Source organism: Streptomyces sp. NPDC017246 (assembly GCF_044331325.1).
GTDB lineage: Bacteria > Actinomycetota > Actinomycetes > Streptomycetales > Streptomycetaceae > Streptomyces.
This window is the reverse complement of record NZ_JBIRMW010000001.1, coordinates 959300-984310: the sequence shown is the minus strand read 5'-3', so window position 1 is coordinate 984310 and position 25011 is coordinate 959300. Positions and strand designations below refer to the sequence as shown.

The following is a 25011-nucleotide window of genomic DNA, read 5'->3' as shown; positions in this document are numbered from 1 at the left end:
GGAGGAGGCCGCCGCCACACGGCCCACGTGGGCGGCCGGCTCACCTGGGGCGGGTGGGCCCGCACGGATAAGGTGGCCGCACGATGAGCCGTTTTCGCGAGAGTGTTCGATCCCTGCTGCGCGAGCAGGTGCTCGACGCCGCCTACCGCCTGGTCGCGGCCGACGGCTGGGGCGGGCTGCGCATGACCGCCGTCGCGCGGGCCGCCGGCATCAGCCGCCAGACCCTCTACAACGAGTTCGGCTCGAAGGAGGCCATCGGCAACGCCCTGGTCCAGCGCGAGCTGGAGGGCTTCCTGGTCGGCATCCAGCGCGAACTCGACGCCCACCGGGGCGATCTGGAGGCCGCGGCCGCCGCCGGGGTCGGCTACACGCTCCAGCAGGCCGTGGACAACCCGCTCGTCAAGAGCGTCCTGGTGGCGGCGCGCGGGGGAGAGGACGATCTCCTCGCCTATCTCACGACGCGCCCGGAACCGGTCTTCGGCACGGCCATGACGATGCTCGACGCCTACGCGATCGAGGCCTGGCCCGATGTGGACGAGGAGTCGCGCGGCCTCGCCGTCGAGACGATCGTGCGCCTCACCGTCAGCCACATCGTCCAGCCGGTGGCCTCCCCGGAGGAGTCGGCGCGGCGCATCGCCACGATCACGGCGAGGATCGCCTACCCGGGAGGCAGGGTCTGACGGGAGGGACGTGGCCGCCGTGAGCGGGTGAGCGGGAGGGCGGCGGAGTCATGTGCCCGCGGGCCCGGGAACCGGTCGGCGGCGCCCTCCGACTGTCTCGACGCGACAGAAACGTCGGGACCGCCCACCGCTCCGGGGAGAACCATGAACCGCCGCCACCTGCTCCGCGCCACCACCGCCCTCGGCACCACCACCGCCCTGGCGGGCGTCACCGCCGCCACCGCCGCCGACACGGCTGGCACCGTCACCGCCACCGCGAAACCGGTCCGCGCGCCGCCCGCTCCGTGTGCACCTCGTCCTCTTCGACGGCGTCGAGGAGCTCGACTTCGCCGCCCCCTACGAGGTGCTCTCCGCCGCCGGATTCTTCTCGGAGCGCCCGGTGGAGGTTCGGTACGTCTCCGTCGCCGGCCCCGGAACCGTCACCGCCGCCTACGGGACCGAGGTCCGCGTCGAGCACCCCTGGGCTCCGGACCGGGCCGACCTGCTCGTCGTGCCCGGCGGTGGGTACGCGCGGCGGTGGGTACGCGCGGCGCGACAGCCCCGGTGTCTGGGCGGAGATCGACCGGGGCACCCTGCCCCGCGCCCTCGCGGCGGCCGTCCGGCCGGGACTCACCGTGGGTGCTCTGTGCACGGGCGTGATGCTGCTCGCGGCCGCCGGGCTCACCCGTGGCCGCCCCTGCACCACTCACCACAAGGCGCAGCCGGATCTGGAGCGGCAGGGGGGCGTCTTGAAGAGGGCCCGGGTGGTCGACGACGGCGACCTGGTGACCGCGGGAGGCGTCACGTCCGGCCTGGAACTCGCGCTCTGGCTGGTCCGCCGCGAACTCGGCCCCGACGCGGCGAACGGCCTGGAGGCCATGCTGGAGTACGAGGCCCGAGGCACCGTCTGGACCTCGTCCCGACGCGCGTGAGGATAGGACGAGGCCCGGTGACGGACACGGGGGATCTCCGGCACCGGGCCTCTGTTGAAGATTGTACGAGACTCGGGGGAGTGGCGCGCACACCAGGGTGGTCCGCCGCCTCGGCCTCCGGGTCCGGGGCGGCTCCCCGTGGTCGGGGCCCGGCCGCACCACGGGCGAACGGCGGGTGGACGGGGTAGAAGTCGTCTGAGACGCGAATGCGGCCGAGAGGGCCCTCGCCCCCTCGGCCGCGTCGCCGGTGACGACGAGGAGGCCGCCGTGGAAGGCAGAAGCAAAGGGTTCGTGCATTCCTTCAATCGCACCGGCGGGTACGGATTCGTCGTCCCCGTGGGCTCCGAGGAGCAGGTCTGGTTCAGCGCCGAGGAGATCGAGGCGGAGGATCACGTGGTCTCCGAAGGTCAGCAGGTCACCTTCGTCCTGGTCCTGGGGGAGGGCCGCTTCGAGGCGAGGGAGCTCCGCGTCTGACGCCGGGCCGGCCCGGTTCCGAAGCCGGCCGCACCGCGCGGCCGGCTGCACCGTGAGCCGATCGCCGAGGGCTCTCGTCCCCGGTCCGCGGTGACCGGGGACGAGAGCCGAGGGGCGCCGCCGCCCCGCCTACGATGGGGTCATGTCTGAGCGCCTGGAGCCCGCGGCCGTGTCCCGTCCGCACGAGCGGACGCCGGGAGCGCTCGAACTCTCGGCGGCGGCGGAGGTGTTCGGGCTGCTCTCGGACCCGACCCGGCTGCAGCTGGTGTGGCTGCTGACCAGGGGAGAGGCCGATGTGACCGCCCTGACGGAGGCGTGCGGGGCCGCGCGGCCCGCGGTCAGTCAGCACCTGGCCAAGCTGCGCCTCGCCGGGCTCGTGCAGTCCCGGAAGGACGGCCGACGGGTCGTGTACGCGATGCCGGACGGGCATCTGAAACGCCTGGTGGTCGAGGCGATCAGCCGTGCCGACCACGAGGTGAGCGGGGAGCCCTGGCACGACTGAGGGGCCCCGCGGAGCCCTCCTGAAGTCAACATGTGCGCAAGCGTGCACATGTCGGCTACGGTGGTGCCGTCCGCCGTCCGCCGTGGCCGACCGGGGCGTCCTCATGCTGTCCGTGCTGCGCAATCCCACCTACCGGAGCCTGTTCGGCGCCCAGGTCGTCGCCCTCACCGGCACGGGTCTGGCCACCGTCGCGCTGAGCCTCCTCGCGTACGACCTGGCGGGCGGGAACGCCACCGCCGTGCTCGGCACCGCCCTCGCGATCAAGATGGCGGCCTATGTCGTGATCGCCCCGCTCGTCGGCGCCCTCGCCCACCGCGTCCCCCGGCGGGCCCTGCTCGTCTCCATGGACCTGGCGCGGGCCGCGGTCGTCCTCGCCCTGCCGTTCGTCGGCCGGGTCTGGCAGGTGTACGTCCTGATCCTGCTGCTCCAGGCCGCCTCGGCCGCCTTCACCCCGGCCTTCCAGGCGACGATCCCGCAGGTGCTGCCCGACGAGCGCGACTACACCGAGGCGCTGTCCCTCGCCCGGCTCGCCTACGACCTGGAGAGCCTGGCGAGCCCGGTGCTCGCCGCCGCGCTGCTGACCGTCGTCCCGTACGACTGGCTCTTCACCGCCACCGCCGCGGGCTTCCTCGCCTCCGGCCTCCTGGTCCGGACGACGGCCCTGCCCGACCCGGCCCCGCCCCCCGGCCCGGCCCCGGGCCCCGACAGGGCCCCGGGCGCGACCCCGGACTCGGATCCCCTCCGTCGTGTCGGCGGCGCCGCCTGCGCGAAGGCGGCCTCCGGGATCCGGCTCGTCCTCGCCGTTCCGCGCCTGCGCGCCCTGCTCGCCCTCGACCTGGCCGTCGCGGCGGCCGGGGCCGTGGTCCTGGTCGACACCGTGATCCTGGTCCGCGACACCCTCGGCCGCCCCGCGGGGGACCTGCCGCTCGCCCTCGGCGCGTACGGGGCGGGCTCGATGGCGGTGGCCCTGCTGCTGCCGCGCGTCCTGGAACGGGGCGGCGACCGCGCGGTGATGACACGGGCCGCCTTCGTCCTGCCGGGAGCCCTGGGGCTGCTGGCCCTCGGGCTCACCGTCCCGCCCGGAGACTGGTCCTGGCCCGCGCTGCTGGTGGTCTGGCTGGTCGCCGGCGCCGCGGGCTCGGCCGTCCTCACCCCCGGCGGCAGGGTGGTGCGCGGCGCGGTCCGGAGCGGTGATCTGCCGGCCGTCTTCGCGGCCCGGTTCTCCCTCTCGCACGCCTGCTGGCTGCTCGCCTACCCGCTCGCCGGCTGGCTCGCCGCGACGGCGGGCCCGGCCGTCTCGGCGGCCGTGCTCACCGTGGTCGCCCTCGTGGGGGCGGTGGGCGCGGCCCGCCTGTGGCCCACGGAGGACCCGGCGCCCGAGGAGGTGGCAGCGGCGTCGGACCCCGGCTCCCGTCAGCGGGGAAGCCGCATCTCCAGACCGTCCAGGACCACGTCGAGGCCGTAGGAGAACTTCTTGTCCCGGAGGGCGGCCGGGTCGGCGGGCGCGTGGAGGGCGGCGTCCGCGTAGGCGTCGGCGAGATGGTCGTGCCCGGCCGCCGCCTGCTGTGCGGCGGGCATCAGGCTCGCGATGAACTCGCCCTCGGTCTTCCCCGCGCGGGCGACCGTGGTGAGCCAGGCGGCCTCCGTGGTGCTCATGCCGATCACGTACGACAGGACCGTGTCGATCGCGCGGCTCGGTTCGGGGAAGCCGGCGTCCGTGAACAGGGCGGCGAGCCGCTCGGAGTACGACATCAGGTGGGGGCCCAGATAGGCGAGACCCGCCTGGCCGAGGACGGCCGACAGCCAGGGGTGGCGCAGGGCGGTCGCGCGGAACGAGACCGCCGCCTCGGTGACGGCGGTGCGCCAGGGGCTGCCCGGCGGCGGAACGGTGAACTCGGCCGCGACCTCGTCGACGGCGAGCTCCATCAGCTCGTCCTTGGTGGCGACATGGCGGTAGAGGGAGGTGGCGCCCGCGTTCAGCCGGGCGCCGAGCTTGCGCATGCTCAGCGCCTCGATGCCGTCGGCGTCGAGCATGACGATCGCCTCGCGGACGATCGCGGTGCGGCTGAGCGCGGGCTGGTCGGGGGCGGACCGCTGTCGTGCCCACACCGACGGAACGGGGTTCGCCTTGGCGGTCATGGTCCTCCTCGGTGAGCTGCCGTGCGTACGGCGTTCGCATCCAGCGTACAGCGATCGAAGGTTGCGAACACTGTACGCAGCTGCGTACAGTGTTCGCATCGAAGGAAGCGAGCGCCGACGGAAGCCGGACGCTTCCGGAGCCGAGGGGGAAAATCCCATGGAAACCCGCAACCCACGCCGCTGGTGGATCCTGATCGTGCTGTGCCTCAGCACCCTGGTCCTGGTGGTCGACAGCATGGCGCTCACCGTCGCGGTGCCGGCCATGACCGAGGACGTCGGAGCGAGCGCCCAGGACATCCAGTGGATCCTGGACTCCTACATCCTGGTGTTCGCGGGACTCCTGCTCACCTCGGGAAGCCTCGGTGACCGCTTCGGCCGCCGGAAGATCATGGTCATCGGCCTGCTGCTCTTCGGCGCGGCCTCCCTGGCCGCGACGTTCTGCGCCACTCCCGGCGAGGTCATCGCCGCGCGGATCACCATGGGCGTCGGCGGCGCGCTGATCATGCCCTCCACACTCTCCATCCTCATCACCGTCTTCGACGAGGACGAGCGCCCCCGGGCGATGGCGGCCTGGGGCTCGGTCTCGATGCTCGGCCTGGTCGGCAGCCCCGTCCTCGGCGGCTTCCTGATCGACCACTTCTCCTGGCAGTCGATCTTCTTCATCAACGTCCCGGTCGTCGTCCTCGCCGTCCTCGCCGCACTCGTCCTCATGCCCGAGTCGAAGGGCCCGTGGCAGAAGCCCGACCCGCTCGGCGCGATCCTCTCCGCGGTCGGCATGACCGCGATGATCTGGTGGATCATCGAGATCCCGCAGCACGGCGCCTTCGAGGGCCGCGGGCTCCTCACCCTGGCGGTCGCGGTCGTCACCCTCGCCGGGTTCGTGATCTGGGAGAACATCACCCCCGAGCCGATGGTGCCGCTGGTCCTCTTCAAGCACCGCAACTTCAGCGGCGGTTCGCTCTCCCTGACGCTGGTGCAGATCGGCAACGGCGGCCTGCTCCTCGTCCTCACCCAGTACCTGCAGTTCGTCCTCGGCTACTCGCCGGTCAAGGCCGGCCTCGCCTTCGTCCCGCTCGCCGTGGCCGCCGTCATCGGCAACGGCGCCGGTGCCGGACTCGCCGCGAAGACCGGCAACCGCGTCCTCATCCTGGCCGGCATGCTGGTCATGGCCGGTTCCTTCGCCCTGCTGACCACTGTCGACGCCCACTCCGGCTTCACCGTCCCGGCCGTCGCCCTCGGTCTCCTCGGCCTCGGTGCCGGTCTCGCCATGCCGGCCGCCGTCGGCGCCCTCATGAGCACCATCCCCGAGGACAAGGCGGGCGTCGGCTCCGCCCTCAACGACACCATCCAGCAGGCCGGCACCGCGCTCGGCATCGCGATCCTCGGCTCGCTCCTCACCAGCACCTTCCGCTCCGAGATGCCGGCCGACGCCCCCGAGCAGGCCAAGCAGTCGATCGGTGGCGCACTGGCCGTCGCCCGGGGCGACGCGGAGCTGGTCGAGGCCGCCCGGGAGGCCTTCGCCTCCTCGATGGCCACCACCTTCACCATCAGCGCCGTCGGCGTCCTCGCGGCGGCCGTCCTGGCCACCCTGGTGATGCGGGACGCCAAGCCGGCGCCGGCCGTCGACACGAAGGACGGGACCAGGGAAGGGACGGAGGTCGTCGCCTGACCGCCCATGACGTGAGGGCCGGTACCCCCGCTGGGGTACCGGCCCTCACGTCGTGTCACCCGCCGTCCGTCACTCCGCCGGAGCCGGCGGCAGCGCGTCCATGAACGAACTCACCGAGAACACCGCGCGCCCGGGGCCCGCTGGCCCGTACCCGGGCGGCGCGGTCAGACCGTACTCCTCCAGCGTCGCCGTGTACGCCTCCAGGAGACGCAGGTGGTACTCGAGGGGAGCCCCGTCCGGGTTGTCGCGGCCGAGCGGGGTCGTCGGCTCCGGGCACCAGGTGGTGAAACGGGGGGTGATCCCGCGCGACATGAAGAAGCGCAGCCCTTCCCGGGTGGAGGCGATCGCCTCGTCCACGGTCAGGAAGCCGGACGGCTTGGCCATCTCGACGCCCGCGACGAAGTTCGGGATGACATTGCGCGGCCCGAAGATCTCGGCGGAGTCCAGGATCCGGCGGTGCCACTCGTCCCGGCCGATGTAACGCTCCTTGCCGGGGCAGTACAGCTCGAACAGCCGGCGGTCCCACACCTCGTAGTTGGGGTGGTAGATCCGGATGCCGTAGTCGTGGAACCGCCGCACGTCCTCCTTCGGCAGGGCCTGTGCGACGACCTTGCCGATCCAGCGGCCGGGGAACCGCTCCTCGATCGCCCGCGCGTACTGCCCGTAGAAGTCGGCCTCGTCCTTCCCGCCGACCTGGGACGTGACCGCCCCGCCCGTGAGGGTGTACGCCGTCGAGGTGCGGGCGGTGTCGTGGCGGTCGATGATCTCCAGCGCCTCCAGGACCTCGTCGACCGGCTTCACCCCGGTGTACGGGCGGCCCGCCGCCTTGTGCTGGCGCCAGTTGTGGTTGATGTCGCAGTACTGGCACTCCTCCTTGGCGCCGAAGTACTGGCAGACCCGGAAGACCGTCAGATAGATCAGATAGCCCCACTGGATGGTCGGGGCGACCTCCATCACCGACTTGCCGTTCGTCAGCGGGTGCCGGTAGTACTCCGGCATCGGCGGCAGGCCGACATCGGCGATCCTGACCCCGTCGAGGAAGAGCGCGAGCGTCCCGTCGCCGTCCGGCGCCACCCGGTACGGGGACGACGGGTTGACCCGTACCGACACCACCGTGCGGCGCAGCCCGTACGGCCCGCCCGTGAGCACGATCTCCTCCGGCGGGCGGTTCAGCGCCGCCTCCCCGAGCTCCGGCAGCGTGCGGTGGTCGAAGGAGAAGATGAAGTACGACTTCGGCTTCACCTCGCCCCCCTCGTTGCCGCTCAGCGCGGACGGGTCGAAGGCGACCCCGCCGCGCAGCAGGTCCTCCTTGAACACGGCCTCCGGAGGGACTCCGGGGAAGCGCTCCATGAGGGACTCGACGACGGCGGTACGGGTCGGGGCGGCGTGGGACACAGCGGATCTCCATGGGTGAGAGACGACGGAGCCGACGCGTCTCACGCTACGCGCGTCCGGGCCCGGGGCCGCGACCGGGACCCCGGCGCGGCCCGACGGGCGGCGGTGATCACTTGTTGACGGTGAACCCCTGGTCGTTGCCGTACGTCACGCCGGCCTCCTGCCACTTCTTCAGGCCGTCGGTGAGGGTGGTGGAGGAGACGTACGCCTTGCCGACGGTGTCGTTGAAGATCGAGTTCGCGTACACCTGGTACGGCAGGTAGGTCCAGTCGGCGCCGACGTTCCGCGCGGACTCGGCGAAGATCCGGTTGGCCTGCTGGCCGCCGAAGTACGGGAACGCGGTGTCGAGGAACGCCTTCGACTCCAGATCGGCGCGGGTGGCGGGGAAGGCGCCCGCGGCGACCCGGCTGCTCGCTCCGGCGCCGGTGGTCGCGAACTCCGTGAAGGCGTAGGCCAGTTCCTTGTTCTTCGCGGCCTTCGGCACGGCGAGCGAACTGCCGCCGTTCTCCGCGCTCGCCTTGTCGCCCTTCGTCCACTGCGGCAGCGGGGCGACCCGCCAGTCGCCGGAGGCGGAGGCGACGCCGGAGGTCAGGTTGGCCGGCATCCAGGCGCCGATGGAGAGGGTGGCGAGAGAGCCGTCGGCCAGGCCCTTGTACCAGGCGTCGCTCCATGAGCTGATCGGCGCGACCAGCTTCTCGTCGAGGAGCTTCTGCCAGGTGGCCGTGTACTTCTTCGTGCCCTCGTCGTCGAAGCCGATGGTGACCTTCGTGCCGTCGGTCCTGTACGGCCGGCCGCCGGCCTGCCAGATGAGGCTGGTCGTGGCACCGGCGTCGCCGGTGTCGTTGGTGATGAAGATCTTGGGGTCGGCCTTGTGGAGGGCGCGGGCGGCGTCCACGTACTCGTCCCAGGTCGTCGGCACCTCTATGCCGTGCTTGTCGAAGACCTTCTTGTTGTAGAAGAACGCCATCGGGCCCGAGTCCATGGGGAGGGCGTGGATGGCCTTGTCCTCGGTGACGGCGTTCCACGGGCCGGGGGTGAAGGCCGTGCCGTACTTCTGGGCGCCGTAGGGCGCGAGGTCCTCGACGGACTTGCCGATGGCGAACTGACCGAGGGCGTAGTACTCGACCTGTGCCACGTCGGGGGCACCGGAGCCGGCCGCCATCGCGTTCTGCAGGGCGGTGTACTGCTTGTCGCCGGTGCCCGCGTTGACCAGTTCGACGTCGACCTTCGGGTACTTCTTCTCGAAGTCCTCCGCCACCTTCTTGAGCGTGGGCTCCCAGGCCCACACGGTCACCTTGCCGCCCTTCTCGAGCGCGGCCTTGACGTCCTTCGGCGCGCCGCCGCCGGCATCGCCGTCCGAGGCGTCGGAGCCGCAGGCCGTGACGGTCAGCGCGAGCGTGGAGGCGACGGCGAGGGTGCCGAGGAGTCGGCGGGTGATGTGCGTTCTCATGGGCTGTGCTCCTGGTCGGTGGTGCGGCGGGAGGACGGAGGAGAAGAACGGAGAGAAGAAAGAAGAGGAAAGGGAAGGGGCGGGCGGGGGCGGTGCCGGCGTCATTCCTTGACGCTGCCCGCGGCCAGGCCGGACTGCCAGTACCGCTGGAGCAGCAGGAAGATCGCGACGATCGGCACGATCGTCAGCAGGGAGCCGGTGATGATGAGGTCGAACACGGCCTCGCCGCCCGCCGTCTGGGCCTGGGCGTTCCAGGCGTTGAGGCCGAGGGTCAGCGGGTACCAGTCGGGGTCCTTGATCATGATCAGCGGCAGGAAGTAGTTGTTCCAGGTCGCGACCATCGAGAAGAGGAGCACGGTGACGGTCCCCGGCATCAGCAGCGGCAGCGCGATGGTGAAGAAGGTGCGCAGCTCGCCCGAGCCGTCGATCCGCGCGGCCTCCAGAAGCTCGGTGGGGACGGCCTCGGCGGCGAAGACCCACATCAGGTAGAGCCCGAAGGGCGAGATGAGGGACGGGATGATGACCGCCCACGGGGTGTTCGTCAGGCCCATGTTGCTGAACATCAGGAAGGTGGGGACGGCGAGCGCGGTGCCGGGTACGGCCACCGCCCCGAGGACCACCGCGAAGACCGCCCGGCGGCCGGGGAAGTCGTACGTGGCGAGGGCGTAGCCGCCGAGGACGGCGAGGACCGTGGCGCCGCCCGCGCCGGCGGCGACGTACAGGAGGGTGTTGAGCAGCCAGCGGACGAACACCCCGTCGTCGTACGTGAGGGTGCGGCCGACGTTGTCCCAGAAGTGGCTGTCCTCGGCGAACCAGAGACCGAAGGAGTCGAGGAGCCCGTTCTGGTCCTTCGTCGCGTTGATGACCAGCCAGGCGAGCGGCAGCAGGGTGTAGACGAGGACCAGGCCGGTCACGAGGGTCAGCGGCACGCTGGGGCGGGGGTGGAGCGGGGTGTGCGGAGGGCGCTTGCGGCGCTTCGTCGCGCGGGTACCGGTGCCGGACCCGCTCGTGGTGCCGGGGGTCGCCCCGCCCGGCCTGTGGGAGGCGGGGGTACCGGATCCGGAGACCGCGCTGGTGAGGGAGGTGGTCATCGGCTCAGCCCTTCCGCATGCCGCGCAGCTGGACCGCGTAGGCGATGATCGCGGTGAGGACACCCATCACGATCGCCACGGTCGCCGCGTAGTTGTGCTGCTGGCCCGAGAAGGACAGCGAGTAGGTGTAGACGTTGGGGGTGAAGTCGCTGGTGATCGCGTTGGGGGCGAGCTTCTGGAGGATGCTCGGCTCGTTGAAGAGCTGGAAGCTGCCGATGATCGAGAAGATGGTGGCGATGACGAGGGCGCTGCGGATCGCGGGCAGCTTGATCGAGGTCACGACCCGCCACTCGCCGGCGCCGTCGATCGACGCGGCCTCGTAGAGCGAGCGGGGCACGACCTTCAGCGCGGAGTAGAAGATCAGCATGTTGTAGCCGACGAACTCCCAGGTCACGATGTTGCCGATGGAGGCGAGGACCAGGGAGGGGGAGAGCGGGTCCGGCAGGGCGATCCCGAAGGCGTCGTCGACGTTTCCGACGAGACCGAACCGCGTCCCGTACATGAAGCCCCAGATGAGGCTGGCGACGACGGCGGGCACGGCGTACGGGAGGAAGACCGAGACACGGAAGAAGGTCTTGCCGTAGAGCCGGCCGCTGTCGATCGCGAGGGCGACGAGGAGCGCGATGCCCAGCATGACCGGCACCTGGACCAGGAGGAAGAGGCCGACCCGGGTCAGCCCCTCCCAGAAGCGGGGATCGGTGAGGGCCTTGCCGTAGTTGTCGAGGCCGACGAACGAGGTGCCGCCGATGAGCCGGTCCTGGAAGAGGCTCAGGTACAGGGCGTATCCGATCGGCGCGAGGAAGACGAGGCCGAAGACCGCGACGAACGGGCCGGCGAATCCCCAGCCCACGAGGGCCTCCTTGCGGAGACGGAAGCGGGCTCGTGGGCGGGGCGGTGGTGCTGCCGTAGCGCGCGTCGACAGGAGCGTCATGGCTGGGGTCCTTGCGTCGGTGACCGAGCGGGTCCGGAGACGGGGAGCGGAGCGGGAGAGGCGAAGACGGTATGCGGGAGGATCGTGATGTGACGTGCCGGGCGGGACAGGCGGAGGGGCGAGCGAGGCGTTGAGGGCCTGGCGGCCGGAAATCGGCCCCGCGTGGGCTGGCCGACGAGAAATGTTTACGTAATCATCGGTAGCGTGATGGTGACACTCCCGCTGGGGGGCGTCAAGCGTGAAGCAGCGGTGAATGAGAGGGATTCGGGTGGCGGAGAAGAACACGGGCGGTCGGTCGACGACGGCCGGGAACGACGGCCCACGCGGGGCCAGAGGCAGGCCGCGCCGGGTCTCCATGGCGGACGTCGCCCAGCTCGCGGGGGTCTCCTCGCAGACCGTCTCCCGCGTCTCCAACGGCGACGCGGCCGTCGTCGAGAGCACCCGCGCCAAGGTCCTCGACGCCATGAAGGAACTGGGCTACCGGCCCAACAGCGCGGCCCGCGCCCTCAAGCGCGGCGAGTTCCGCGCCATAGGCGTGATCACCATGGGCCTCTCCAGCACGGGCAACGTCCGGACCCTGGAAGCCATCGCCGGATCGGCCTCCCACGCGGGATACGCGGTCACCCTCATCCCGCTCGACGCACCCACCCAGGACAACGTCAAGGGCGCCTTCACCCGCCTCGACGAACTGGCCGTCGACGCCGTCGTGCTCATCATGGAGGTGCATCTGCTCGACACCGCCGCCCTCACCCTGCCGCCGCACGTCAAGGTGGTCGTGGTGGACTCCGACGCCACCGGACGCTTCCCCGTCGTGGACACGGACCAGCGACAGGGCGCCCGCACGGCGGTGCGCCACCTCCTCGACCTCGGGCACGCCACGGTCTGGCACGTCGCGGGACCCGAGGAGTCCTTCGCGGCCGGCCGCCGCGCCGAGGCCTGGGAGGCCACCCTGCGCGAGGAGGGGCGGAAGGTGCCCCCGGTGCTGCGCGGGGACTGGACCCCCGAATCCGGCTACGAGGCGGGGCTCCGGCTCGCCGACGAGCCCGACTGCGGGGCGGTGTTCGTGGCCAACGACCAGATGGCGCTGGGCGTGCTCAGGGCCCTCCACGAGCGGGGCAGGAGAGTGCCCGAGGACGTGAGCGTCGTCGGCTTCGACGACATCGCGGAGGCGGCCTCCTTCATCCCGCCGCTGACGACCGTCCGGCAGGACTTCGCCCGGGTGGGGGAGCTGTGCGTGGACGCGGTGCTGCGCGAGCTGCGCGGGGAGACGGTGACGGGCGTACGGCTCGTCCCGACGGTCCTGACGGAGCGGGCGAGCACGAGGGCACCGGGGGCGGGTGGAGCGGGGCGGGGAGCCTGACCGGTGGCGGTGGCGGCGGCGGCGGTGGCGGTGGCGGTGGCGGCGGCGTCGAGGGATGGCCGGGCCGGGTGACGTGAGCCGGGCCGGCCGTGGCGGCGCGGCAGGGGGGCGAGGCGTCCGGAGTGTCCGGCGCGCGCCGGGGGATCAGGCCGAAGTCCCCGGTGGTGGCGGGCCCGTGCTCGACCGGACCACCAGGACGGGTTCCACCGCCTTGCGGCGGGGGCCGTCCGTACGCCCCTCGATCTGGTCGAGCAGCAGCGCCACGCAGTGTCTGCCGACCACCTCGAAGTCCTGGTGCACCGTCGTCAGGGGCGGATGGAGGTAGGCGGCCTCGGCGATGTCGTCGAATCCCGCCACGCTGATGTCCCCCGGCACGTCGCGCCCCGACTCGCGCAGGGCCCGCAGCATCCCCAGCGCCATCTGGTCGTTGGCGGCGAAGACGGCGGTCGCCTCCCGCCGGCGGGCGATGCCGAGGCCCGCCCGGTAGCCGGACTCCGCCGACCAGTCCCCGTACAGCACCGGAGGGACGGGCGCGCCCGCGGCGGCCAGGGTCCGGTGCCAGGACTCGGCGCGCCGTCGCGCCGCGAACGAGTCGCGGGGCCCGGCCAGGTGCCAGACCGTCCGGTGCCCGAGCCCGAGGAGGTGGCTCACCACGCTGTGCGCGCCGTGCGCCTGGTCGAAGTCGACGTTGGGGTAGCGGTGGCCGGTGTCGCCGTCGGCGACGACCACCGGCATCGACGGCGGGAGATGGAGGGAGGGGGTGTCGAGCATCTGCGACTCGACGAGCACGATGCCGTCGACGGACTGCAGCATCAGATGCTGGAATGCCCGCCGGACCGCGGCCTCGGTCTGTGCCCGTACCCCCATGAAGTTCACGGAGAAGTCGGCCTCGCGGGCGGCGTCGGCGATCGCGGCGAGGGTACGGGCGTTGCCGTGCGCGCCGACGTCGAAGCTGACCACGCCGAGGGCGCCGAACCGGCCGGTGACCAGGGCCCGGGCCGCGGTGTTGGGGCGGTAGCCCAGGACCTGCATGGCGGAGAGCACCTTCTCGCGGGTGCTCGCGTCGACGTTCTCCCGGTTGTTCGCCACACGGGACACGGTCTGCGAGGAGACGCCCGCCATCGTGGCGACGTCCGCCATGGAGGGCCATTGCCGGGCCGGCCGCGCCCGCGGCGACCTCGTCTTCTTGTCCGTCACCACGCACGCGACCTTCCGCAGGGAACTGAAGGGCCGCCCGCGCGCGAGCAACCGTACTGCGTGCATGTTGACGCAAACATGAGAGAGGGTCAAACCCTCGGCGGATGTCGTCCGATTCCTTGACAGTCCGATTCGCCCCTCCCAGACTCTCCCCCGAAGCGCTCGTGTTAACGCGAACATGGAGGGGCGACATCTCCGCGTCACACGGCGGTCATCGTGCGACCGGGGGCGCCGGGACACCCTCCGGCACGCCCGCCACCGAGCACGTGCCCGAGAGCACGTGCCGCACCGCACTCCCCACCGCAGTCTCCCCACCCCACGTGCCCCGGCTCGGTCTCTCCAACGCACAGGCCTCACTTCGGTCTCTCCACCGCAGGGCCTCACCTCAGCCCTGCCGGCGCCCACGCCCCACCGCACGGCCCCCACGGCACACGCCCCACTGCACGTGCCCCACCGCACGCCCCACCGCACACGCCCCACCGCACACGCCCCATCGGCGTGCGCCCGCCCACCCGGCCGGCTCCCCGCACCCCGGTGCGTCCGGCCCCGCCCGCCCACCTTCCCTTCCCCCAGCCACGAGGTACGCGATCATGCGACGCACTCCCTCGAAGACGCTCACGGCGCTCACCGCGCTCTGTGCCGTCCTCCTCTCCCTTCTCGGCTCCCTCGGTACGGCCCACGCCGCCACGGTGACCGTCACCAACGCCACGCAGTTCACCGACCCGGCGGGCAACCCCGTGCACGCCCACGGCGGCGGAGTCGTCAAGGCCGGCTCGTACTACTACTGGTTCGGCGAGAACCGGAACGCCGACAACACCTTCCGTTACGTCTCCGCCTACCGCTCCACCGACCTGAAGACGTGGGAGTTCCGCCACCACGTCCTCACCCAGAGCACCGACCCCGAGCTGGCATCGGCCAACATCGAGCGCCCCAAGGTCATGTACAACGCGGCCACCGGGCAGTTCGTGATGTGGATGCACAAGGAGAACGCCACGGACTACGGCGAGGCGCGGGCCGCGGTGGCCGTCTCCTCCACCGTCGACGGCGACTACACCTGGCTCGGCAGCTTCCGCCCGCTCGGCCACATGTCCCGTGACATCACGACCTTCGTCGACACCGACGGCGCCGGCTACATGATCTCCGCCGCCAACGAGAACGCCGACCTCCACATCTACCGGCTGACCGCCGACTACACCGGCATCGCCTCCCAGGTGCAGAAGCTCTGGTCCGGCCAGTGGCGCGAGGCCCCCGCCCTCTTCAAGCGCAACGGCGTCTACTTCCTGCTCACCTCCGGCGCCACCGGCTGGTCCCCCAACCAGCAGAAGTACGGCACCGCGACCAGCGTCACCGGTACCTGGAGCGGGCTGCGGGACATCGGCGACGGGACCACGTACGGCTCCCAGACCGCGTACGTCCTCCCCGTCCAGGGCACCTCCGGCACCTCGTACCTCTACCTCGGCGACCGCTGGGGCAACTCCATCGGCGGCAACGTCAACGACTCGCAGTACGTGTGGCTGCCGCTCCGCTTCCCCACCAAGACCACCATGGCCATGGACTACTTCCCCCAGATCACCGTGGACACGGCGGCCGGTACGGTGAAGGGCCTCGGCAGCTGGGAGACCCTCACCGCCGCGCACAGCGGCAAGTGCGCCGACGTCGCCGACCGGTCCACCGCCGACGGCGGCGCCGTGATCCAGTGGAGCTGCGGCACGAACAGTGTCAACCAGCAGTTCTGGCTCCGAAGCCTCGGCAACGGCCAGGTGCAGATCGTCGCCCGGTACAGCGGCAAGTGCCTCGCCGTGAGCGGCGGTTCGACCGCCGACGGCGCCGCGGTCGCGCAGTACGGCTGCGACGGAAGCACCGGGCAGCGGTGGCGCACGGTCGCCGCGGGTGCGGGCGTCCAGCTCGTCGCCGTCCACAGCGGCAAGTGCCTCGACGTCACCAACACGTCCACCGCCGACGGCACCGCGCTGGTCCAGTGGACCTGCAACAGCGGCACCAACCAGCAGTGGAGCCGCACGGCGGTCTGACACCGCCCTCCGTGGCCGGGGCGGTCCGAGAGACGCGCCCCCTCGCGGTTGGGGGTGGCCCGAGCCCCCGCAGCCCCCGCAGCCGGGAACGGTCCGAGCACCGTTCCCTGTGGTCGGGCCCGTGCCCCCGGGCCCGGGCCCGACCGTCCACCCGCCCCTCCCCTCCCCTCCTCACCCGCACCCGCACCCACCAGGGAGTGAGCACGTGCTGTCCCCACACGTTCGCCAGGCACCCGGGCTCCGTCGCCGAACCCGGCTCCGCGCCCTCGCCGTCGTCTCCGCGCTCGTCCTGCCCACCCTCGCCGCCACCCCGGCGGCCTCCGCGCCCACGGCGGTCGGCGCCGAGGCCGAGGCGCTGACCGTCCGTCCCGACCCCAGCTACCAGCAGCCGGCCTTCGAAGGGTGGGGGACCGCCCTCGCCTGGTTCGCGAACGTCACCGGCGGCTGGCCGGACGAGCGGCGCAACGCCCTCGCCGACGCCCTCTACGGCGCGGACGGGCTCGGCTTCACCGTCGCCCGCTACAACATCGGCGGCGGCGACAGCCCCGAGACCGCCCCCTACATGCGCCCCGGCGGCGCCGTGCCCGGGTACTGGAACCGGCCGGGAGCCGAGTCCCCCGACTGGTGGGACCCGGACAACCCGGCCCACTGGAACGCCCAGGCCGACGCCAACCAGCGCTGGTGGCTCTCCGCCGCCAAGGCCCGCGGCGCCGACACCTTCGAGGCCTTCTCCAACTCCGCCCCGTACTTCATGACCCGCAGCGGTCTCGTCTCCGGCGCGGTCGACGCCGGTCAGGACAACCTCCGCTCCGACCAGTACGAGCGGTTCGCCGCCTATCTCGCCGGCTCGCTCCGCCGGGCCGAACAGGGCTCCGGCGTCACCTTCGACTCGATCTCCCCGGTCAACGAGCCCAACACCGCCTACTGGCGGGCGGGCGGACGGCAGGAGGGCTCCCACTGGGACCCCGCCTCCCAGGCCCGGATGATCACCACCCTGCGCGCCGGCCTCGACGCCCGGGGCATCGGCACCCCGATCGCCGCCATGGACGAGACGAACCCCTCGACGGCCCGCGCGAACTGGGAGCAGTACGCGCCCGCCGTCCGCGACAGCGTCGGACGCGTCAACACCCACACGTACGGCACGAGCGGGCGCACCGGTGTCCGCGACATCGCCAAGGGCGAGGCCACCCCGCTGTGGATGTCGGAGGTGGACCTCGGCGGCAGCGTGCCGCAGAGCTTCACCGACATGAGCCCGGGGCTCGATCTGGCCGGCCGGATCAACGACGACATCCGGGAGCTGGAGCCCCGGGCCTGGGTCCTGTGGCAGGCCGTCGAGGACTACGAGAACATGACGCCGGAGCACGAGAACGCCAACTGGGGCCTCATCCAGACCGACTTCACCCCCGCCGACGCGGCCACCGAACCGCTGCGGAAGAACAAGAAGTACGGGGTCATGGCCCAGTACAGCCGCTTCGTCAGGCCGGGCGCCCGGGTCCTCGCCACCGACGACCCCGACACCCTCGCGGCGGTCCGCCCCGGCGGCCAGGGTCTCGTCCTCGTGCACACCAACCGGAGCGGCGGCGCACGCGAACTCACCCTCGACCTCGACGGCTTCGCGACCGTCGGCGGCACCGTCGAGCGGTACACCACCGACGCCACCCGGGACGTCCTGCGCGGCACGGATCTCACCACGGCGGGGAGGACGCTGAAGGCCACCGTCGGCGCCGGCTCCGTCACCACCTTCGTCCTCCCGGGCGTCACCGGGGTGAACACCGCCGCCACGAGCGCGCCGGTCGGCGCGGCCTGGCAGATCCTCAACGACCACAGCGGGATGGCCCTCGCCGTCACCACCGCGGCCGGGAAGGACAGCCCGGTGCAGCGCACCTCGAACCCGGCGGACACCTCCCAGCAGTGGACGTTCACCAAGCTCGCGGCGAGCGACTGGGGCAGCACGGCCGCGTACCGCGTGACCAACGTCCGTACGGGCAAGGCGCTCGCGGTCACGGCCGGGGCGCTCGGCTTCGCGGCGCCCGGGACCGGCGCCGAACAGCGATGGATGCGCTCGACCACGGGCGACGGCCACGCCACGCTCGTCAACAGCGCCTCCGGGCTCCTCCTGGACGTCTTCGGCGCGGCGACGCACGACGGTGCGGAGGCGGGCGTCTACCGGCCGACCACCGGGGCCAACCAGTCCTGGACCTTCCGCCCGGCCGCGTCCGCAGCCTGGAAGGCGCCGGTGTTCCGCCACAGCTCCAAGTGTCTGGACGTGGTGGGTGCTTCGACGGCCGACGGCGCCTCCGTCGTGCAGTACGGGTGCAACGGGGGAACGAACCAGCAGTGGTCGCTCCGCCCCACCGCGACCGGTTACGTGAGTGTGGTCGCCCGGCACAGCGGCAAGTGCCTGGACGTCAGCGGCGCCTCTGCCGCCGACGGCGCCCAGGTGTTCCAGTACGCCTGCAACGGCGGCCGGAACCAGGAGTGGGCGGTACGGGCGGTCGGCGCGGGCCATGTCACCCTCGTCGCCCGGCACAGTGCCAAGTGCCTTGAGGTGGCCGGGTCTTCGACCGCCGACGGAGTCGCCCTGCGCCAGTTCACCTGCGACGGCGGGACGAACCAGCAGCTGCGCTTCGGCTGAGAGTGATGCGGGAGCTCCTACTCCTCCGTCGGACCGAGGTCCGGCGTCGCGCGGAAGGCGACGGTGCGCGCCCGGTGGGCGGCGTGCAGCTCCAGGACGACGAGTTCGTTCGTGCCGGGGCGCAGCACCGGAGCCGGGACGTACAGGGAGCGCTGGGGGCCGCGGGACCAGTGGCGTCCGAGCGGGAAGCCGTTGATCCAGGCGTTGCCCTTGGTCCAGCCGTCGAGGTGGAGGAAGGTGTCGGCCGGGTCCGCCACGTCGAACAGGCCCCGGTGGAAGGCCGGTCCGACGGGTGTCGTCGTGGTGGGCGCGAAGGGGATGCCGTCCGGGCCGGGCAGGGGCAGCGGGCGATTGGTCCAGCCCGCGAGCTCGACGCCGTCGAGGAGGACCTTCCCGAGGAGCCCCTTGCGGTCGTGGATGCCCTGGCCGTAGTTCACCCGCCCCTGGTTCTCGACGAGGACGGTGAGGACACTGCCCGCCCGGGGGACCGTGAAGGACAGCGCGTGCTCGTGCTGCTCGCGCTCCAGGACACCCACGGGCTGTCCGTCGACGAACACCTGCGCCCGGTCGCGGACCTGCTCGATCTCCAGGAGCGCGGGGCCCCTGACGGGCAGGACGGTCTCGTAGTGGACGAAGCCGAAGTCCTGCTCCAGCTCCTCCATCGTGAGCGGTCGGCGCGACTCCACGGTCGCCGCGGCGAGCGCGGCGGCGTGCGGCAGCAGCTCGGCGCTCTCGGTCAACGCGAAAGCGGGCAGGGCGAGTTTGGGCCCGGGAGCCGGTACGGGCTCGCTCGGCACGGCCGCGTACCTGGCGATGACCTCGCGGAAGGCCGTGTACTTCGCCGTCGGGTCACCGGCCTCGTCGAGCGGCGAGTCGTAGTCGTACGAGGTGACGGTGGGGCGGTAGGTGCCCTTGTCGTTGGCGCCGTTGGTGAAGCCGAAGTTGGTGCCGCCGTGGAACATGTAGAAGTTGACCGAGGCGCCGGTGGCGAGGAGCTCGTCCAGCTCCTGGGCGGCCGTGTCCGGGTCCCTGACGACATGGTGCGCGCCCCAGCGGTCGAACCAGCCGATCCAGAACTCCGTCGTCATCAGCGGCCCCTCGGGCCGCCGGACCCGCAGGGCGGCCAGCTGGTGGGCCGAGCGGCTGCCGAAGTTGGCCGTGGCGAGGACCCCGGGCAGCGCGCCGCGTTCCAGGTCCGCCGGCTGGTCGCAGGTGAAGAGGGGGACGTCGACCCCGCAGCGGCGCAGGGAGTCGGCGAGGTGCTCCAGATAGGCGGTGTCGTCGCCGTACGCCCCGTACTCGTTCTCCACCTGTACGGCGAGGACGGGCCCGCCCTGCGAGGCGAGGTACGGGCGGAGCGGGGTCAGCAGGCGATCGAGGTAGTCGTCGACGGCCGACAGGAAGCGGGGGTCGCGGGTGCGCAGCCGTATGTCCGGTTCGGCGAGCAGCCAGGACGGGAGGCCGCCGCCCTCCCACTCGGCGCAGATGTACGGGCCGGGCCGGAGCAGGACGTACAGCCCCTCGGCGGCGGCCAGTTCGAGGAACCGCGGCAGGTCGAGCCCGCCGTCCAGGCGGAAGGTGTCGGGGCGTGGCTGGTGGAGGTTCCAGGGGACGTAGGTCTCGACGGTGTTGAGACCCATGAGCCGGGCCTTCCGCAGCCGGTCCGCCCACTGGTCGGGGTGGACCCGGAAGTAGTGCAGCCCGCCGGACAGGAGCCGGAAGGGACGGCCGTCGAGCAGGAAACCGGCCTTGTCTGTCTGGAGAACGGGCATGGGGTGGCGGCTCCTGTGCTCGGGGTGCGGTGCGGGCATCGCTGCTAGGAGTATGTTTACGTAAACATACTCTCCTGGCAAGCCCTTGCCGTGCTCCCGTGGCCGCAGTGCGAATTTCGGGTCCAGCTCTTGACGGCGGGGCGTGCGGACGGTCTTATGTGTCGCATCACGTTTGAACGTGTTGAGTTTTGGGTGTTTAGCGACCGCTGATCGCACCCCTCGTCGGCCTCCCGCCGCCCCGCGCCCCCGCTGCCGCACCATCCGATTCCCCTCCGCGCCACCCTTCCGTCCCGCGTCGGGCCGGCCCGCCCCCCGTGCGCGGCCGGCATCAAGGAGATCCCGCAGATGTTCCGAACCTCCCGCACCCGTGCCCTCATGGCCACCGGCCTCCTCCTCGGCCTGGGGCTCACCACCGCCTGCTCGTCCGGCAAGACGGACTCCACCGGCTCCCCCGACGACGCGGCCGCCGGCCCCAAGACGGGCAAGATCTCCCTGACGTACCTTCAGAAGCAGGGAGACCAGGAGTACTTCGTCGGCGAGGCCGCCGGAGCCAAGGCCAAGGCCGATGAACTCGGCATCGACCTGAAGGTCGTCAACCTCGGCAACGACGCCAACAAGACCGTCAGCGAGGTCCAGGCCGCCATCGCCCAGAACGCCGACGGCGTGATCGTCGTCGTCCCCGACCCGGCCGTCGGACCCCAGGTCGTCCGCACCGCCCGGGACGGCAAGGTCGCCCTCCTGACCTCCGACGACCAGATCTGCGCCACCGGCCCCGACCCGGCGGCCTGCGCCAAGGCCGACCTCGTGCCCCGGATCGGCTTCAGCGGGGCCCAGATGGGCGGCGAGGTCGGCAAGCGGGCGGCGGCCGAGTACGCCAAGGCGGGCTGGAAGGCGTCCGAGACCAGGATCATCTCCGCCTGGAAGCAGGACGTCACGGTCTGCGGCGACCGCGTGAAGGCCGCGCGGACCGCCTTCGACGCCGCCGCACCCGGGGTCGAGGCCATCGACGTCGCCACCGACAACACGCCCACCGGCGCCCAGGACAAGGTCGCCGCCACGCTGACCGCCAACCCCGGTGTGAAGAACTGGATCGTGTGGGGCTGCAACGACGAGAACGTCGCAGGCGGCGTCACCGCCCTGACCAACGCGGGCCTCGGCCCCGACCGGGTCATCGGTGTCGGTCTCGGCGCCTACCTCGCCTGCAAGGAGTGGGGCTCCGGGAAGCCCGGCGGCATGAAGGCCGCGCTCTTCATCAACGGCAAGGACGTCGGGGCCCTCGCCGTCCAGACCATGTACGACAAGCTCAAGAGCGGCAAGGAGTTCCCGGCCGAGGGCTTCGCCCCCACCACCATGGTCGACGCCGCCACATGGAAGTCCTCGGGCCTCACCTGCGGCTGACCGCCCTCCTCCGCCCCACCTTCGTCGCCCCGGCCTCTTCGCCCAGCCCTTCCACTCCCGTACCCCCGACCAGCGAGGTCCCCCTATGACTCCCGCACGCAGTCCGTCCCCCGCCCCGCCGGTGCTCGCCGTCGACGGCATCGTCAAGCGCTTCGGCGGCGTCCGGGCGCTCGGCGGCGTCACCCTCGACTTCCCCGCGGGCCAGGTGACGGCCCTGATGGGGGAGAACGGGGCGGGCAAGTCGACGCTGCTCAGGATCCTCACCGGCGACCACACCCCCGACGAGGGGCGGGTCCTCCTCGAAGGGCGCGCCGTCACCTTCGACTCGCCGGCGGCCGCCCGCGCCGCCGGGGTCCGCGTCATCCCGCAGGAACCCGAGATCATCCCGCACGTCACCGTCGCCGAGAACGTCTGGGCCGGAGCGCTGCCCCGTCGGCGGGGGCGGTTCCTCGACCGCCGCGAACTCGTCCGCAGGGTCGCGGCGGACCTGGAGGACCTCGGCTTCTCCGAGGTCCTCGACCCCCGCCTCCTCGGCGCGCAGCTCACCCCTGCCCAGCGCCAACTCGTTGAGATATTGCGGGCGTTGACCGGGGACGTACCACCGCGTCTGATCGCCTTCGACGAGCCGACGTCCTCGCTCTCGGAGCACGAGGTCGACGCGCTGTTCGGCCTGATCGGGCGGCTCCGCGCCGACGGCATCGCCGTCGTCTACGTCTCCCACCGGATGCGGGAGATCTTCCGGCTCGCCGACCGGATCGCGGTGCTCAGGGACGGCAGCCCGGCGGGCGTGGTGGAGGCCTCCGAGACCGACGAACGCGCCCTGGTCCGGCTGATGGTCGGCCGCGATCTCTCGACGGTGTTCGTACGGGAACGGGAGCGGCCCGGTGAGGTCGTCCTCGACGTCCAGGGCCTCACCACCGACGACGTGCGCGGCATCACCCTCCAGGTCCGGGCCGGGGAGGTCGTCGGCCTCGCCGGCCTCGTCGGCGCCGGCCGTTCCGAACTCGCCCTCGCGCTCGCCGGGGACCGGCCGGTCCGGCACGGCACGGTCACGGTGGACGGTGTACGGCTCCGGGGCGGGCGCCCCAGGGAGGCCATCCGTGCCGGACTCGGGCTCGCCCCCGAGGAGCGCAAGGCGCAGGCCCTCTTCCTGCACCGGTCGATCCGTGACAACACCGCGCTCGTCGTCCTCGACCGCATCCGCCGCTTCCGCTTCGTACGCCGGGGCGCCGAGCGGGAACTCGCCGGGGAGTACGTCACCCGACTACGGGTCCGTACCCCCTCCGTGGAGCAGGAGGTCCGCACCCTCTCCGGCGGCAACCAGCAGAAAGTGGTCCTCGCGCGCTGGCTCGCCCGGAAGCCCAAGGTCCTCATCCTCGACGAGCCGACCCGGGGCATCGACGTCGGCGCGAAGGCCGAGATCTACCAGATCGTCGCGGGCCTGGCCGCCGAGGGCGTCGCGGTCCTCGTGATCTCCTCCGAGCTGCCCGAACTCCTCGGTCTCGCCGACCGGTTGGTGGTCATGCAGGGAGGCCGGGTCACCGGCGAACTCGACCATGCCGAGGCCACCGAGGAAGCCGTGCTCGCCCTCGCCATGGCCGACGACCTGACGCACCCGCCCGCCGACAACCCGGCGCACCCGTCTTCCCACGCCCCGGGACACCCGCCCGCCGACGGCCCGGCGCCGCACCCGTCTTCCCACGCCCCGGGACCCCTCCGCCGACGGCCCGGCGCGCACCCCCGTCGACCTCCCGTCCGTCACCCCCACCCCTGGAGCCCCCTGATGTCGTCCCTCACCACCGATCCCCGCCGCCCGACGGCCGACTCCCCGGGGCACGGCGCCCGCCCGGCCGGGCGCGGCGGGGTCCTCGCCCGGGTCGGCGGTCAGAACCTCGGTCTCGTCGGGGCCCTGGTGCTCGTCGTCGTGCTCTTCGGCACCCTGAACGAGAACTTCCTCAGCCTCACCAACATGCGGGTGATCGCGGAGGCGGCCACCATCACCGGCCTCCTCGCCGTCGTGCAGACGGTCGTCGTCATCTGCGGCGGACTCGACATCTCCGTCGGCTCCCAGGTCGGCGTCGCCTCCGTGGTCAGCGCCATGGTCTTCACCGGTACCGGGTCCAACGCCCTCGTCGGCGCGGCCGCGGCGATCGGCGTCGGTGTCCTGATCGGGGTCCTCAACGGCCTCGTCATCGTCCACGGCCGCGTCAACCCGACCATCGCGACCCTCGCCGGCCTCGCCGCCTACAAGGGGCTGGCCCAGCTGCTCTCCGACGGCCGCGCCCAGGGATACGTCCTCGACGACGACCTGTTCGTCTTCCTCGGCCGGGGCAGCATCGCCGGGCTCCCGGTGATGGTCTGGATCCTGGCGGTCGTCGCCGTCGTCGTCCACGTCCTCCTCACCTACACCGACATCGGCCGCAACATCTACGCCATCGGCGGCAACGACACCGCCGCCCGTCTCGCCGGGATCCGGATCAACCGGTACCTCATCGCGGTGTACGCCCTGATCGGCGTCGTCGCGGCCGTCGCCGGCATCCTGCTCACCGCCCGCACCGGCTCCGGGCAGCCCACCTCCGGCAGCGAGGGCCTCGAACTCAAGGCCATCACGGCGGCGGCCCTCGGCGGCTGCGCGCTGCGCGGCGGCAAGGGCGGCATCGGCGGAACCCTGCTCGCCGTGGCCCTCCTGGGCTGTCTGGAGAACGGCCTGACCGTCCAGGGCATCAACTCCTTCTGGCAGAACGTCGCCCAGGGCGTCCTGCTCGTCGTCGCCGTCGTCGTCCAGCAGCGCCGCAACGGCGAACGCGCGGTCGGCCTCCCCGACTGACCGCCGCCGCGACCCTGCTCCGGCCGGGGTCAGACCGGCACCGGCACGGGACAGCCACCGATCCAGATACCGGTGACGGCGCTGACGTACCGGGCGCCGCAGCGGTCGGAGGGGACGACGAGCTGCGTGCCGGCCCCTTCGAGATCCATGTCGTCCATGCGGGTCGCGAGGAGGACCGGGGCGTTGCCGAAGTCGGCGTCGATCTCCGCCCACGACAGCACGGTGTGGTGGCCGTCGCCCCCGCTCACGGCGAGCAGGAAGCGCGAACGCTCCTTGCGCCGGGCGGGATCGAAGTCCGGGCGGACATGGCCGAGCACCTCGCGCAGCAGCGGACCCTCGAAGGTGTGGTGCTGCGGCCCGGCGGTGGCGCAGTCGAAGACGACCTCGACCCGGTGCTGCTCCCAGCCCCTCCGGAGATCCGCGACGGTCAGGCGGGCCGGCTCGGCCACCTCCCCCCAGAGCGTGAACGCACCCGTGCGGGTGGCGGGCGGAGCGCTGGGTCGACTCATCGGGATCCCCTTCGGACGGCCGGTACGGCGACTGCGCCCAG

19 protein-coding genes and 1 pseudogene are annotated in these 25011 nt (G+C 72.2%); 12 read left to right on the top strand and 8 right to left on the bottom strand.

Annotation, left to right across the window (positions count from 1 at the left end; translation table 11 throughout):
- Window positions 1-83: 83 nt before the first annotated feature.
- The 6 genes and pseudogenes from ACH4MY_RS04450 to ACH4MY_RS04425 all read left to right on the top strand — a co-directional run bounded on the left by ACH4MY_RS04450 (window position 84) and on the right by ACH4MY_RS04425 (window position 4032).
- Window positions 84-680, top strand: a complete 597-nt coding sequence (locus ACH4MY_RS04450; RefSeq protein ID WP_397997261.1) for a TetR family transcriptional regulator — start codon at window positions 84-86, stop codon at window positions 678-680.
- Window positions 681-966: 286 nt separating this feature from the next.
- Window positions 967-1128, top strand: a pseudogene (locus ACH4MY_RS04445) (DJ-1/PfpI family protein); the annotation flags it as partial.
- Between the two features lie 52 nt (window positions 1129-1180).
- Window positions 1181-1591, top strand: a complete 411-nt coding sequence (locus ACH4MY_RS04440; protein ID WP_397997259.1) for a DJ-1/PfpI family protein — start codon at window positions 1181-1183, stop codon at window positions 1589-1591.
- Between the two features lie 291 nt (window positions 1592-1882).
- Window positions 1883-2065, top strand: a complete 183-nt coding sequence (locus ACH4MY_RS04435; protein WP_397997256.1) for a cold-shock protein — start codon at window positions 1883-1885, stop codon at window positions 2063-2065.
- A gap of 142 nt (window positions 2066-2207) precedes the next feature.
- A complete protein-coding gene (locus ACH4MY_RS04430; protein WP_397997253.1) occupies window positions 2208-2567 on the top strand; it encodes an ArsR/SmtB family transcription factor in 360 nt (119 codons plus the stop codon).
- A 103-nt stretch (window positions 2568-2670) separates the two neighbouring features.
- On the top strand, window positions 2671-4032 hold the full coding sequence (locus tag ACH4MY_RS04425) for an MFS transporter (protein ID WP_397997435.1): 1362 nt from the start codon (window positions 2671-2673) through the stop codon (window positions 4030-4032).
- Here the strand turns inward: ACH4MY_RS04425 and ACH4MY_RS04420 are convergent.
- Window positions 3981-4706 carry a TetR/AcrR family transcriptional regulator C-terminal domain-containing protein gene (locus ACH4MY_RS04420; protein WP_397997250.1) on the bottom strand — a complete coding sequence of 242 codons (726 nt, stop codon included), beginning with the start codon at window positions 4704-4706 and terminating at the stop codon, window positions 3981-3983. The genes ACH4MY_RS04425 and ACH4MY_RS04420 overlap by 52 nt on opposite strands.
- Before the next feature lie 157 nt (window positions 4707-4863).
- Between ACH4MY_RS04420 and ACH4MY_RS04415 the strand changes: the two genes are divergently transcribed.
- Window positions 4864-6375 carry an MFS transporter gene (locus tag ACH4MY_RS04415; protein WP_397997247.1) on the top strand — a complete coding sequence of 504 codons (1512 nt, stop codon included), beginning with the start codon at window positions 4864-4866 and terminating at the stop codon, window positions 6373-6375.
- A gap of 69 nt (window positions 6376-6444) precedes the next feature.
- Here the strand turns inward: ACH4MY_RS04415 and ACH4MY_RS04410 are convergent, their stop codons facing one another.
- The 4 genes from ACH4MY_RS04410 to ACH4MY_RS04395 all read right to left on the bottom strand — a co-directional run bounded on the left by ACH4MY_RS04410 (window position 6445) and on the right by ACH4MY_RS04395 (window position 11242).
- Window positions 6445-7725 (bottom strand): radical SAM protein, encoded by a 1281-nt coding sequence (locus ACH4MY_RS04410; protein WP_397997432.1) that lies wholly within the window; start codon window positions 7723-7725, stop codon window positions 6445-6447.
- 154 nt (window positions 7726-7879) lie between these two features.
- The gene (locus ACH4MY_RS04405; protein ID WP_397997245.1) at window positions 7880-9220 is read right to left on the bottom strand and encodes an ABC transporter substrate-binding protein; all 1341 of its coding nucleotides are present in this window, start codon (window positions 9218-9220) and stop codon (window positions 7880-7882) included.
- A gap of 101 nt (window positions 9221-9321) precedes the next feature.
- Window positions 9322-10311 carry a carbohydrate ABC transporter permease gene (locus tag ACH4MY_RS04400; RefSeq protein ID WP_397997243.1) on the bottom strand — a complete coding sequence of 330 codons (990 nt, stop codon included), beginning with the start codon at window positions 10309-10311 and terminating at the stop codon, window positions 9322-9324.
- A 4-nt stretch (window positions 10312-10315) separates the two neighbouring features.
- Window positions 10316-11242 carry a carbohydrate ABC transporter permease gene (locus ACH4MY_RS04395; RefSeq protein WP_397997241.1) on the bottom strand — a complete coding sequence of 309 codons (927 nt, stop codon included), beginning with the start codon at window positions 11240-11242 and terminating at the stop codon, window positions 10316-10318.
- A 355-nt stretch (window positions 11243-11597) separates the two neighbouring features.
- Here ACH4MY_RS04395 and ACH4MY_RS04390 point away from each other — a divergent pair, with 355 nt between their 5' ends.
- Window positions 11598-12602, top strand: coding sequence for a LacI family DNA-binding transcriptional regulator (locus ACH4MY_RS04390; protein ID WP_397997429.1), 1005 nt, complete (start codon window positions 11598-11600; stop codon window positions 12600-12602).
- Between the two features lie 144 nt (window positions 12603-12746).
- Here ACH4MY_RS04390 and ACH4MY_RS04385 read toward each other — a convergent pair whose 3' ends face one another.
- On the bottom strand, window positions 12747-13742 hold the full coding sequence (locus ACH4MY_RS04385; RefSeq protein WP_397997427.1) for a LacI family DNA-binding transcriptional regulator: 996 nt from the start codon (window positions 13740-13742) through the stop codon (window positions 12747-12749).
- Between the two features lie 647 nt (window positions 13743-14389).
- On the opposite strand from ACH4MY_RS04385, the gene ACH4MY_RS04380 reads away from it, so the two are divergent.
- Both ACH4MY_RS04380 and ACH4MY_RS04375 read left to right on the top strand, forming a co-directional pair.
- Complete coding sequence (locus ACH4MY_RS04380; RefSeq protein ID WP_397997238.1) at window positions 14390-15829, top strand: RICIN domain-containing protein; 1440 nt, start codon at window positions 14390-14392, stop codon at window positions 15827-15829.
- Between the two features lie 205 nt (window positions 15830-16034).
- Complete coding sequence (locus tag ACH4MY_RS04375) at window positions 16035-18464, top strand: RICIN domain-containing protein (protein ID WP_397997235.1); 2430 nt, start codon at window positions 16035-16037, stop codon at window positions 18462-18464.
- A gap of 17 nt (window positions 18465-18481) precedes the next feature.
- Here ACH4MY_RS04375 and ACH4MY_RS04370 read toward each other — a convergent pair whose 3' ends face one another.
- Window positions 18482-20236, bottom strand: coding sequence for a beta-galactosidase family protein (locus ACH4MY_RS04370; protein WP_397997232.1), 1755 nt, complete (start codon window positions 20234-20236; stop codon window positions 18482-18484).
- 345 nt (window positions 20237-20581) lie between these two features.
- Between ACH4MY_RS04370 and ACH4MY_RS04365 the strand changes: the two genes are divergently transcribed.
- Complete coding sequence (locus ACH4MY_RS04365; RefSeq protein ID WP_397997229.1) at window positions 20582-21634, top strand: substrate-binding domain-containing protein; 1053 nt, start codon at window positions 20582-20584, stop codon at window positions 21632-21634.
- Window positions 21635-21719: 85 nt separating this feature from the next.
- Window positions 21720-24461: an ATP-binding cassette domain-containing protein gene (locus ACH4MY_RS04360; protein ID WP_397997226.1), complete on the top strand. Its 2742-nt coding sequence runs from the start codon at window positions 21720-21722 to the stop codon at window positions 24459-24461.
- Between the two features lie 29 nt (window positions 24462-24490).
- On the opposite strand, the gene ACH4MY_RS04355 is transcribed toward ACH4MY_RS04360, so the two are convergent.
- Entirely contained in the window at window positions 24491-24970 is a 480-nt protein-coding gene (locus tag ACH4MY_RS04355; protein ID WP_397997224.1) for a molybdopterin-dependent oxidoreductase, read from the bottom strand.
- Window positions 24971-25011 lie beyond the last annotated feature (41 nt).